Below are 12,477 nucleotides of genomic sequence, written 5' to 3' on the forward strand. Positions count from 1 at the left end.
GTATCACAGCCTATGTTTCTCGAGCCTTTTTTTACTCAAACTGATGAAACTGTAACGATTTCTCCTTTCCAGGCCAGCGAGTTTGCCAAGCGGGTCGCAGAAGATTTCAACCCTATTCACGACGAAAGTGCCAAGCGCTTTTGTGTGCCCGGCGACCTTTTGTTTGCGCTGGTTCTGAGCCACTATGGCCTCAGCCAGAAAATGCAATTCAAGTTCGAAGGCATGGTGGGCGAGGGCGTGAGCCTGAACTTCCCGGCCGAGGTGGGCGACAGCTTCCCTATCTGCGACAGCCGCGATAAGACCTACCTCAGTGTCAGCCGCCAGGGCGATGTGAGCCGCTGCGAGACCCAAATCGAGTCTTTCGTGCGCAGCTACGTGTCTTTCTCCGGGCTTAACTTTATTCACGTGCTGGTGCCCATGATGCGTGAGCACGGGGTCATGATTAACCCCGACCGTCCACTGGTTATCTACGAGAGCATGGCGTTCGATCTCACTACCCTGGATTTTGATCAGGTAGCACTCGAGCTCAGTGATGCCCGCCTCAGCGTGGATGGCAAGCGTGGTGACGTGACGCTGGAATTTGCTCTTATCAGCGACGGCAAGCAGGTTGGCACCGGCGTTAAGACCCTGGTAATGAGTGGCCTGCGTCAGCTAGATGAAGCTGCCCTCGATGGCATGGCACAGTTCTACGAAGAGCGCCGCGCCACCCTGTAACGCACAGCTTGGCTTAAATTCCCGCCAAACAGCTCACAAAGCCTGATATGGCGCCGCTTCAAGGCCCCGTGTGATTGCCATCCACGGGGCTTTCCTTTACCTTAATAATCCTTTCCCGTGTGTGTTCGCTCCGCTCAGGTGTTTACCTCTAAACACGTGTATTCCATCCATGGGCCTTGGTCGTGATCCCGACCTCTTGCCGCCAGATTGCGGCCGCTTTGCTTTAAGGATAAAGATGTCTAGCTTGCAACGAATCGTGCTTATCGACACCCACCTGCCTGGGGTGGTCGAGCTGGCCCTCGACGGCCATACCAATATCTGTGGTACCAATGCCTCGGGCAAGACCACACTGCAGCGACTGGTGCCGGTGTTTTATGGCGAATACCCAAGCCGGGTGGTGCCCTCCACCCGTGACAGTTTTGAGCGCTGGTACCTGCCCCACGACAGCAGCTATATCATTTACGAATATCGCCGTGGCGATGGCATGCTGTATCAGGCGGTATTAAGCTCCAACGGCGATGGCAAGGGCATCAGTTACCGCTTTATCGCCAAGGGCTTCGAGCTGGACGATTATGTTAAGGCCCGTAACGGTGATGCCCTGGTGTGCCACACCGCCGCCGAGCTTGGCCGCGAAATGAAGCGTGCCGGCATTGCCCACACCAATCTGCTCAATACCCGCGAATACCGCGCCATTATTCAAAACGATCGCACTCTTTTGTCGAGCGGCACCAACAGGGTTGAGCTCAGAAGCTATGCCCGTCAGTTTGCCCTGTGCGACGCCGAGCACACCCTAAGGCACATCGAAAAACTCGCCAAAGCGGTGCACTCCAAAGAAGGCAAGATGGAAACTGTGAAGTCCATGATTGCCGCCATTCTGGAAGAAGACGGGGTAAATCCGCCTACTTCGCGCATCAATCCGCAGCAGGTGGAAAACTGGATCCGCGAGTGCCAACTTATTGCCGGATTTGAAGAAATTCGTCCCGAGTTCGACAAGCTGGAGCAGGAGTTCAATCAGCTGCTGTCTGCCGAGCTGCGTCTGGCCGGGCTGCACAAGGGCTATAAGGATGACGAAGTGCTGGAGGCCGAGCGCCTGGAGCGCTGTCAGACCGCCTCCAAGGAATGCAACTTCCGTCTGCGCCAGCTCGATGACGAGTGGAAGGAAAAGCGCGACGAGCTGAACCAGGAAATCTCCGCCGCCCGTGGTGATGTCAGCAAGTTCGAGCACGAACTTGAGGTGATTGAAGATCAGCACGGCGCCTTCCTCGATGCCGATATCGAAACCGCCAAGGGTGACCTCGAGCAGCTGCCGCTGTGGCGCACCGACCTTGAAAACTTAAGCGAGCGCCATAAGCTGCTCACCGACAAACACCAGGACGTAGAGGCCGCCTATAACGCCCGCCGCTCCAAGATTGTTGAGCAGCTAAACCGCGATCTGGAAGTGCTGGATCAGGATCTGGATAAGCAGCGCGACGCCCGTGAGCGTCAGGCCGCGGCTGCCCGCAGCGATCTTGAGAAACTCGAGCAGTTCTGGCGCGATCAGCTGGAAGCGGGCAAGAATCGTTTCCGCGAAGAGGAATATGAGCTGAAGCTCGCCGCCTCTGAAGAAAAGCTGCGCCAGGATGCGGTGACCTACACCGAAGAGGAAAAGCTCAATCTGGCGGTGTTCGATGAGCGCATCGAACGTGCCGATGAAGAGCAGGAAGCCAGCAACGCCAATGTGGAGCGTCTGGCGCTGGAAGAGCGTCGTCTGCGCTCCCGCCGCGATCAGGCCAGCGAAGCCCTGCGCCTCGCCAGCATCCGTGTCAGCGAGCGCCAGAATGCTCTGGACGAGCTCAAGACCATGCTCTTTCCTCAGTCGCACACCCTGCTGGAGTTTCTGCGTAAAGAAGCCCCCGGCTGGGAAGAGCACCTGGGTAAGGTGATTGCCCCGGAGCTGTTGCACCGCACCGATCTGCATCCCTTTAACGCCAACAGCGGCGCCGATGGCAATAGCCTGTTCGGCATAGGGCTGGACTTAAAGGCGCTGGATATTCCCGAGTATGCCCAGAGCGAGCAGGAGCTAAGAAGCCGTCTTGCCAAGGCAGAAGAAGCCCTAGGCAGTGCCCGCGAAGTGCAGGAAGCCGCCGAAGAGCAGCTGGTGACAATCAACGGCGAGCTGGAAAAGCTCTCCCGCGAACTCACCTTTGCCCGCACCGCCTTTAAAAACGCCCGCGAAGACCTGCGCCGTTTGTTTGATGAAAAGCGCGCCGAGCAGGACAGGGTCAACAAGGCGCTGGCCGAGCGTAAGCAGTTGGCCGGTAAGCGTTTGGTGACCATTGAGCATCAGCTTAAGCAGCTTGGCCGCGACCATCAGGACTGGCTGGAGGAGACCAAAGAAGAGTCCCTCGAAGCGCGGATGGAAAAGAATGCCTACTGGCAGGAAGTGGTGGGCGCACTGGATGCCCAGATTGCTTCGGTCAAGACGGGTATCGAGAGCCGCCGCGCCAACGCCAAGGCCGAAACCAAGGCCTGTGAGCAGTGGTACAAAAACGAGCTTAAGTCCCGTGGTGTGGACGAAGACAAGATTGTGGGTCTCAAGGCCGATATCCGCACTCTCGAGCGCCGGATTGCCGATGCAGAAGGCCGCCGCGCCGACGTACTGCGCTACGAAGACTGGTATCAGCATACCTGGCTTAGCCGCAAGCCACGGCTCGCCGAAGAGTTGGCCAAGGTGCGCCGCGCCCAGTCGGAGCTGGAGCAGCAGCTCGCCCGTTTCTCAAGCGAGGTGAAAACCCAGCGCAGTGAACTGGAGTCGGGCCGCAAGGCCTCCGATGCCGCCCAGGTGGAAGCCTCGGAAAACCTCACCAAGCTGCGCTCACTGCTGCGTAAACTTGCCGACCTTAAGCTGGCGCCCACCGACGATGAGGCCCAGGGCAGTATTGGCGAGCGACTGCGTCAGGGTGAAGAGTTGCTGCTCAAACGCGACTATTTGGTGGGCTCGGTGAAGCAATATGTAGAGCACTTCGATACCGTGATTGCCGCCAAGTCGGGCTCTGGCCTTGCCGAAACCTGGGAGCGTGCCCGGGAAGAGGCCACCTCCATTAACGACAAGGGCATCCGTATTCTGGATTACCGCAAGCTGGTGCCAAGTCTGGAGCAGCTTTTGAACGTGATGGTGCCCCAATCGATTATGGCGCTGCGGGAGCAGGGCCGGATCTTCGGGGTGGATCTCACCGCCTTCTACGACGTGCTGGCCGATATCGACCGCCGTATTGCTTCTCAAAGCGCCCGCATCACCCGCGAGGTGGGCGAAGAGCTCTTCCTCGATGGGGTGTCTGAATCTGCGGTACGTATTCGCTCGCGGATCAGCGAGCTTGAGTTCTGGCCTGAGCTGGAAGTGTTTGTGGCTGCGTTCCGCCGCTGGAAGAGCGATGGCTTTGCCGGTCTGCCGGACGAGCATTACACCAACAGTATGCGCCGGGCGCTGGATATCATCGGCAAGGCGGCGCTCAGTGGCGGTATCGCCAAGCTGCTGGAAATCGAGCTGCGCCTGCGTGAAGGTAACTCGGATCTGATTATTCGCACCGACCGTCAGCTGAATGAATCTTCGAGCCACGGTATGGCATACCTGATTTTGTGTAAGTTCCTGCTGGCCTTTACCCGTCTGCTGCGGGGCTCGGCCCAGGTGACAGTGCACTGGCCCATCGACGAGCTGGGTACCCTGCACCACAACAACGTGAAGAAGATTTTCGATGCCTGCGAGAACAACAATATCTCGGTGCTGGGGGCCTTCCCGAACCCCGAGTCTGAGGTGCTGAGTCTGTTCAAAAACCGCTATATCATCAACAAGCAAACCCGCAAGCTGCAGGTGGTGAAGCCAAAGAGCAACCCCATCGCCGATAAGCTGGCCAGCCGTATTTCCAGGGAGGCGGTGTAATGTCTGACGCAAACTTTTCAGGAACTGGTACAGGCTTAGTGGGTCATGGTGCCCTGATCGAACGGCTTTTGCGGGGCGAGTTTATCTGCCGTGTGACTGATGAAGACGGCTGGCGTGCACTCAAGTCGCCTGCAGTGCGCGAGCGTATCGAAACCTACCTCAATCAAATCAACCGTACCGTTGCCAGCGCCGGCGAAGGTGAAGTGTTTTTCTGCGGTTATGCCCAGCTGGGTGATGCTGAGCGCAAGGTGATTTCCAGCCAGTTTAAAGACATCTGCCAGGCGCTGATTCCGCTGGTGGAATGGCTGGTGTTGGTGCAGGAAGCCTCCGGCCAGGATGCGCCCCTTACCGAAGGCGCGCCAGTGCGTTTGACCGAACTTCAGGGCCGTATCGAAGAAACCCCGGCGTTTCGCGAGCAGCTTGGCAAACTCAGCCAGTACCGGCTGTTCGGCTCCACTTCAAGCAACGTCGATGCCCAGCTTAAGTTGGTGTTCAAGCGTCTGGTGGAGCTTGGCTTCCTGACCCGCCCCAACGTGGAAAAACAAATCTACATCGCCACCGGTAAGCTTGATTATCTCTATGAAGTGATTCGTTTTATCGATGAAACCGAAGGGCTGAACCTGGAGGCGCAGGCCGAAACCGCCACCCAGAGGGAGCTGATATGAGCAGCAACCTGCACCAGTCCGGGGTGCGGCTGCTGAGGATGCTTGGCCGTCACGCCGAGACAGTGATGGATGTGTACCTGAGCGGCGCCGTGGACGAGGCCAACGCCGATGCAGGTGTGCTGAAAAAGCTCACCGAGGCGGGCATTCTGTGGCGCCCCGAGGAAGATGAGGGCCTAAGGCTTACCCGCAGCGTGCGGGCACTGCTCGAAGAGGGCCTTAAAGATGAGCGCAATCGCCAGATCAATGCCAACGTAGGCTCGGCGCTTGCCACCATCAAGACCCTGGCCGACCACTACAAGGAGGCGCGCAGCCACTCGGACTACAGCGCCGCCGAGGCGTATCTGGCCGATCTCAGTGAGCATGTGTACGCCTTTACCGAGAACCTGCGCTACTCAATTCGGGTGCTGTGGGGGCGGATTAACAACGAATTCGGTTATGTCGGTACCATCAGCGCTAAAATCCGCGAGAACGAACTGGCTCAGAGCCAGGTGTCTGAGCTCTTAAATGGCCTGGAGCTGTTTCAGTTCAGCGAACTTGGGGAGATCGCCTCTGATATCCGTGAGCTTCGAAAGCTGCTGGTGACTACCCTGCAGGAGACCCTGAGTGACTGTACTCAGGAGCTCAGCGTGGTGCAGGCAAGGCTTTTGGAGTTGCTTGGCCGCTTCCGGCAAATTCAGGGTCGTACCAGGCTGCTCAAGGGCTGGCTTTTGTACACAGATATGCACCCTGACTACGAGCCCATGGAGCATGTGGCTCACCGCAAGGTGCCCATGCTGTTTAACCGCGCCGAGGCCATGCTGACCGATGCCCACGTGGATGTGCATAACCAGAGCCAGGAGCAGGAGCTGATGGAGATGGTGGCGCGCATCAAGTCCATCAGTCGCCTCGATCTGAAGCCTGCTGCCAAGGCGGCAGAAACCAGCGTGGTGCTGAGTGCGGCGGAAGACTTCGATATTCCGGAAAACCCGCTCAAGCAGGATGTAGAAGACTACTTTGTGGCGGTCATCGATTCGGGCAAGCGCCAGTCTGCGCTGGAATATCTGCAGGAAAAAGCCTTGCCATGGGATTCAGAAAGCTGGATTTATCAGGTGATTGGCGGCTTTGAGGGCCTGAGCGAAGAGCATAAGTCCTTCTTCGAACTGGAGCCTTTGGGTGAGCCTCATCCTGTGTATACCGGCAACTTTATTATCCGCGACGTGGAGCTGTGGCTCAGTTAATCCCCTTGTCTTGCCAAGGCCACCTCAGTGTGGCCTTTTTATTGGCTGCAACATGGCGTGCCGGGCTGGCTGTGGCGGTAGATGTAGAGAATTACTGAGTAAGGTGGGTTTTGGCTGGTGATATTGACTGCATGGCTTGGTGTTTTTGGTTTTATCTGCTGGCTGTTTTTAAGTGGTTGTTTTGGAAGTGTTTGCCATTGGTAACATTGGCTGCGTCTGTGTAAAGGCAGAAATTTCTGCTTTTGAGTGATAGCTGTTAAATTTCAGCTGGTTATGTTCTACTTGTTATAGGGTTGCAGGATTGTGTCCATACATTTTCGTTGAAATTGCCGCTGGCATGTTTCACTATCCGGGAGCGAACGGGGCAGCAGACCCCAGACACAATAACAACACAGGCATGCAATCTATGTTCAAATCTCTGTCGGCCAGGATCTTCCTTGGCCTCGCTATCGGACTCCTGTCCGGCACTCTGGTGCAGTATGTGCTGCACGATATCAATTTCTTCTCCGGCACCCTGGTTGAAATCGCCTCTGGCCTTGGCACCATGTTCGTCAACATGATCATGATGCTGGTGGTGCCGCTGGTGTTTGTCAGCATTGTTTGCGGCGTCTGTGAGCTTAAAGATCTCTCGAGCTTCGGCCGTCTCGGCGGCAAGACCTTCGGCTTTTACATCATCAATACCCTGGTGGCGATATTCGCAGCCCTGACCGTGGCCCTGCTGCTGGAACCCGGCAAGGGCGTGGACATGACCGGCGGCGGAGAGCTGGCCATTACCGCCACCGAACTGCCGAGCCTGATGGCGCTGGTGGTGGACATAGTGCCCCGCAATCCGGTGGCGGCCTTTATGTCGGGTAATATGCTGCAGGTGATTTTTATGGCGCTGCTGCTTGGCGGTGTCATCAAGTCGCTGGGCGAGCACGTGGCCGGCGCCGTATCGGCGTTCCAAACCGCCAATAAAATCATGATGAAGCTGATTTCAGTAGTGATGCATCTGGCGCCCATTGGTGTTGGCGCACTGATGTTCAAACTGGGCGCTACCCTGGAAGCCGGGGTGTTCCTCAGTGTGATGGAATATCTGGTGCTTATTCTTGGCTTGCTGCTGCTGTGGATTTTCGTGGTCTACCCTTATGCTGTGCAGCTGTTCACCCCGGTGAAGGCCAGTGTGTTTCGTGAGAAAACCCAGGAGCAAATCCTGTTTTCCCTCTCTACCGCCAGCTCCAATGCCACCATTCCGGTGACCATGCGAACCCTCACCGAAAAACTCAAGGTGAATCGCGCCGTGGCCGGATTTGGGGTGCCGCTGGGCGCCACCATGAACATGGGCGGCGTGTCCATCTACATTACTGTGGCAATTTTCTTTATCGCCAACGCCTTTGGCATGCCTATTACCATGGAGCAGCTGCCGGCGCTGGTATTCAGTATCTTCCTGCTTTCTGTGGGCGCTGGCGGTGTACCCGGCGGCGGCATGGTGATGATTGGCGTGCTTATCCACCAGATGGGCTTGCCGGTTGAAGCCTTTGCGCTGGTGGCCGCGCTGGATAGGCTTATCGATATGGTACTGACTTCCTGTAACGTGGTGGGCGACACCGCGGTGCTGACGATTGTCGATCAGACCGAGCGCCCCCATCAGGTTGCCAGCGATGATGACTGAGCCGGTATAAGGCAATAATGCCTGACCCAAAAGCCGCCCTAGGGCGGCTTTTTACTGTGAGTATGCCGCACGTTACCAAGCGGCAGGCACAAAAAAGCCGACCCTGAGGTCGGCTTTTACGCAATATGTCGCAAACAGGCCGATTAGGCTTGCTTGTTGTAGCGCTCGGCGCTGGTGAGGATTTCTTCGCGGGCAGCAGCGGCGTCTTCCCAGCTCTCAACTTTCACCCACTTGCCAACTTCCAGATCCTTGTAGTGTTCGAAGAACTGCTTGATCTGGGCCTTCAGCAGAGCTGGCAGGTCGTTCACGTCCTGAATGTGGCCGTATTCTTTAGACACTTTCTCATGAGGAACGGCAACCACTTTGGCATCTTCACCTGACTCGTCGGTCATTTTCAGCACGCCAACAGGGCGACAACGGATCACGCTGCCAGGCTGCAGTGGGTACTGGGTAGGTACCAGCACGTCAACTGGGTCACCGTCCAGGCTCAGAGTCTGGTTCACATAACCGTAGTTGCAAGGATAGAACATAGGAGCAGTCATGATGCGGTCAACAAACAGGGCGCCGCTGTCCTTGTCCACTTCGTACTTGATAGGATCGTGGTTCTGTGGGATCTCGATGATTACATAGATATCATCTGGCAGGGATTTGCCCGCTGGCACTGCATTCAAGCTCATTTGCATATCCTTTAACGGTATTTGAAATCAGATTTCAGAAAATCGGTTGGCGCGTATTATAGCGCGATTTGACGGCTTGCCAATCAAAGGCCGCCGCCATTGCACTAAAGACTAACTTGAGCCTTATTTGTGGTAACCGAGACAGGCATCCACCTCGTTGGCCGAGCCCAAAATTACTGCCACGCGCTGGTGAATTTCGCTGGGCGCTATATCCAGAATGGTCTCGTAGCCGGTGCTGGCCTTGCCGCCTGCCTGTTCAACCAGGAATGCCATGGGGTTGGCTTCGTACATCAGGCGCAGTTTGAACGGCTTCTTCGGGTCCTTGGTGTCGGTAGGGTAGGTGAACAGGCCGCCGCGGCACAGCACCCGGTGCACATCGCCCACCATGGCTGCAATCCAGCGCATGTTGAAGTTCTTGCCGCGCGGGCCTTCTTTGCCCTTAATCAGGTCGGCAATGTAAGCCTGCATGCCCGGCTCCCAAAAGCGCTGATTGGACATATTGATGGCGAACTCGCCAGTGTCTGGGCTTATTTGCACGCCATCTACGGTCAGCAGATAGTCGCCGCTTACCGGGTCGAGGGTGAAGAGCTGCACGCCCTGACCTGTGGTAAGCGCCAGCATGGTGGAAGGACCATAGAGCACATAACCTGCGGCCACTTGTTTGCGACCGGATTGCAGGAAGCTTTGCTCGCTCACATCACCGCTTGGGGCGGGCAGCACCGAGAAAATGGTGCCTACCAGTGAGTTGATGTCGATATTGGATGAACCATCCAGCGGGTCGAAGCACACCAGAAACTGGCCATCTTGCGCCAGCGGTACTATCTCATCTTCTTCTTCAGAGGCCAGCGCCTTCACCGAGCCCTGGGCAGCCAAAGCGTCTTTCAGCATGTCGTTGGTGATAACGTCGAGCTTTTTCTGATCTTCACCCTGCACGTTTTCGGTGCCGGCTACACCCAGCACACCAGCGAGGGCGCCACGGCGCACGGCCTGGCTGATGTCTTTGGAGGTATTGGCCAGCACGGTTAACAGGCTGGCAAGTTCCTCACTGATAGCGCTTTGTTTGAGGGATTGGGACAGGGTCTGCATCTTGTGTCCTTCTGGTTAGACAAATTTGGGGAGGTCTTTGGAATAATTCTGGCGCTAATGATACCTGAGATTGGTGATATTTTCAGTGGCTTTGCCATCGGCGATTACTTTGGCAGCGGCAAAGTTTTCGGGCAGAATGGTTGGCTTACAGTCGATAACTGATTTGAAATACACACCTCACGAACCACACATGGAAAAAACAATGATTAAAAAAATCGTGGCTTCATTGATGTTGGCGGGCGTAGCAGCCTCCATCCAGGCGGCGCCGGCCTTTCCGGGCGCAGGGACTGAACCTCTGGCAATCGAGCGCATGTACGCTTCTCCTGCATTGGCAGGCAGCAGCCCACGTGGCTTGGCGCTGTCTCCAGATGGCAGCAAGGTTACCTTTTTGAAGGGCCGCGACGACAATCAACACTTCTATGATTTGTGGCAGATGGACGTGGCGAGCGGCAAAGTCAGCCTGCTACTGGATGCCGACAAGCTGGCGGGCGGTGAGCTTTCCGATGAAGAGAAGGCCCGCCGCGAGCGCCAGCGCATCTATGGCCAGGGTATTATGGAGTACTTCTGGGCCAAAGACGGCGAGGCGCTGCTGATCCCTGCCGCCGGGCAGCTGTATTACTTTACCCCCAAGAGCGGCGATGTGCGTCTGCTCACCACCGGCGAAGGTTTTGCCACCGACGCCAAGTTGTCGCCCAAGGGCAACTATGTCTCCTTTATCAGGGAGCAAAACCTCTATGTGTATGAGCTGGCAAGCAATAAGCTCACACAGCTCACCAAAGACGGTGGCGGCGCAATCAAAAACGGCATGGCCGAATTTGTGGCTCAGGAAGAAATGGATCGCATGACTGGCTACTGGTGGTCGCCTGACGAAGCGCGCATTGCCTTTACCCGTATCGATGAGTCGCCGGTGGAGCTGGTGACCCGCAATGAAATTTATGCCGACGGCATTAAGCTTACCGAGCAGCGCTACCCCTATGCCGGCAAGGCCAACGTGGAAATTGCCCTGGGCATTGTTGCCCTGGGTGATGGCAAGGCCGAGTGGGTGGACCTGGGCAAAGAGAAAGATATCTACCTGCCGCGGGTGAAATGGCTGCCAAACAGCTCTGAGCTCAGCTTCCAATGGCAAAGCCGTGACCAGCAGACATTGGAGCTGCGTAAAGTGGCGGTGGCAACCCCCGGCAAGACAGAGCTGCTGGTAAAAGAAACCAGCAAGGCTTGGGTGAACCTCAATAACGACCTGCGCTTTTTAAAAGATAGCGGCGATTTCCTCTGGACCTCAGAGCGAGATGGATTCAGCCATATTTACCTGTTCGATGCCAGGGGCAAGGTTAAGCGTCAGCTTACCAATGGTCACTGGACTGTGGATGGTATTGCCTATGTTGATGAAAAGGCAGGCCTTGTGTACTTCAGTGGCCGCAAGGATAAGGTTACCGAGCGTCATCTGTACCGGGTGAGCCTCAAGGGCGGCGAGATTGAACGGCTGTCAACCGAAGCCGGTATGCACGGCACTGTGTTTGCTGAAAACAGCCCTGTGTATCTGGATTACTTCAACAGCCTGTCGCAGCCGCCTCAGGTGAGTTTGCACGATTCGGCCGGTAAGCATCTGGCTTGGGTGGAAGAAAACGCCGTTAAAGCTGGCCACCCACTGTATCCCTTTGCCGGTTTGTGGCAGTTGCCCGAGTTTGGCACTCTGAAGGCCGACGATGGTCAGGCGCTGCATTACCGCCTGTTCAAGCCGGTGAATTTCGATGTCGCCAAAAAGTATCCCGTGGTGGTACGGGTTTATGGCGGCCCCCATGCGCAGCTGGTGACCAACAGCTGGAGTGAGCAGGATTACTTTACCCAGTACCTGCTGCAACAGGATTATCTGGTGTTTCAGCTGGATAACCGCGGCTCGGCCAATCGTGGTACTAAGTTCGAGTACGTCATTTATCAAAACCTCGGCGATGCCGAGGTGCGCGACCAGATGGCCGGGGTGGATTACCTGCGCACGCTGCCCTTTGTGGCAGGGGATAAGGTGGCGATTTACGGCCACAGCTATGGCGGTTACATGGCGCTGATGAGTCTCTTTAAGGCGCCAAGCCACTTTAAAGCGGCCATTTCGGGCGCCCCTGTGACCGACTGGCGCCTGTACGATACCCATTACACCGAGCGCTATATGGGTCATCCGGACCGCAACGGCGAGGGTTACGACAGGGCGAGCGTGTTCCCCCACGTCGGCGGCTATCAGGGCGGGCTTTTGATGTACCACGGTATGGCGGATGATAACGTGCTGTTTGAAAACTCGACCCGGGTTTACAAGGCGCTGCAGGATGAAGGCAAGCTGTTCCGTATGGTGGATTACCCCGGTTCCAAGCACTCGATGCGCGGTGAGAAGGTGCGTACCCACCTGTATCGCACCCTGGCAGATTTCCTCGACAGCGAGCTTAAGCGCTGAGCGAACACTGCGCTCCAACCCTAATAAAAAGGCCTGTCATCGACAGGCTTTTTTGTGCGGCGTTATTGGCTTTGCGAGCATGTGCTGAACAGTGCAGAGGCTTGTATCTTTCGG

At 56.4% G+C, this 12,477-nt stretch carries 8 protein-coding genes; 6 read left to right on the forward strand and 2 right to left on the reverse strand.

From position 1 onward, the window contains the following. Nucleotides 1-12 precede the first annotated feature (12 nt). The 5 genes from STH12_RS00610 to STH12_RS00630 all read left to right on the forward strand — a co-directional run bounded on the left by STH12_RS00610 (nucleotide 13) and on the right by STH12_RS00630 (nucleotide 8,163). Nucleotides 13-714 (forward strand): DUF3581 domain-containing protein, encoded by a 702-nt coding sequence (locus STH12_RS00610; RefSeq protein WP_126165761.1) that lies wholly within the window; start codon nucleotides 13-15, stop codon nucleotides 712-714. Between the two features lie 235 nt (nucleotides 715-949). Then, nucleotides 950-4,630: an ATP-binding protein gene (locus STH12_RS00615; protein WP_126165762.1), complete on the forward strand. Its 3,681-nt coding sequence runs from the start codon at nucleotides 950-952 to the stop codon at nucleotides 4,628-4,630. Continuing rightward, nucleotides 4,630-5,295, forward strand: a complete 666-nt coding sequence (locus STH12_RS00620; protein WP_126165763.1) for a hypothetical protein — start codon at nucleotides 4,630-4,632, stop codon at nucleotides 5,293-5,295. The genes STH12_RS00615 and STH12_RS00620 overlap by 1 nt, the downstream gene beginning before the upstream one ends. Continuing rightward, entirely contained in the window at nucleotides 5,292-6,512 is a 1,221-nt protein-coding gene (locus STH12_RS00625; RefSeq protein WP_126165764.1) for a phosphoenolpyruvate carboxylase, read from the forward strand. Before STH12_RS00620 ends, STH12_RS00625 begins: the two co-directional genes overlap by 4 nt. Before the next feature lie 406 nt (nucleotides 6,513-6,918). Then, nucleotides 6,919-8,163 carry a dicarboxylate/amino acid:cation symporter gene (locus STH12_RS00630; RefSeq protein WP_126165765.1) on the forward strand — a complete coding sequence of 415 codons (1,245 nt, stop codon included), beginning with the start codon at nucleotides 6,919-6,921 and terminating at the stop codon, nucleotides 8,161-8,163. Nucleotides 8,164-8,306: 143 nt separating this feature from the next. On the opposite strand, the gene ppa is transcribed toward STH12_RS00630, so the two are convergent. Together ppa and STH12_RS00640 are read right to left on the reverse strand one after the other, a co-directional pair. Continuing rightward, the gene (gene ppa / locus STH12_RS00635; RefSeq protein WP_126165766.1) at nucleotides 8,307-8,840 is read right to left on the reverse strand and encodes an inorganic diphosphatase; all 534 of its coding nucleotides are present in this window, start codon (nucleotides 8,838-8,840) and stop codon (nucleotides 8,307-8,309) included. A gap of 123 nt (nucleotides 8,841-8,963) precedes the next feature. Further along, on the reverse strand, nucleotides 8,964-9,926 hold the full coding sequence (locus STH12_RS00640) for a class 1 fructose-bisphosphatase (protein ID WP_126165767.1): 963 nt from the start codon (nucleotides 9,924-9,926) through the stop codon (nucleotides 8,964-8,966). Between the two features lie 229 nt (nucleotides 9,927-10,155). Here STH12_RS00640 and STH12_RS00645 point away from each other — a divergent pair, with 229 nt between their 5' ends. Then, nucleotides 10,156-12,363 carry a S9 family peptidase gene (locus STH12_RS00645; protein ID WP_418856634.1) on the forward strand — a complete coding sequence of 736 codons (2,208 nt, stop codon included), beginning with the start codon at nucleotides 10,156-10,158 and terminating at the stop codon, nucleotides 12,361-12,363. Nucleotides 12,364-12,477: the final 114 nt, after the last annotated feature.

Source organism: Shewanella khirikhana (assembly GCF_003957745.1).
Lineage (GTDB): Bacteria > Pseudomonadota > Gammaproteobacteria > Enterobacterales > Shewanellaceae > Shewanella > Shewanella khirikhana.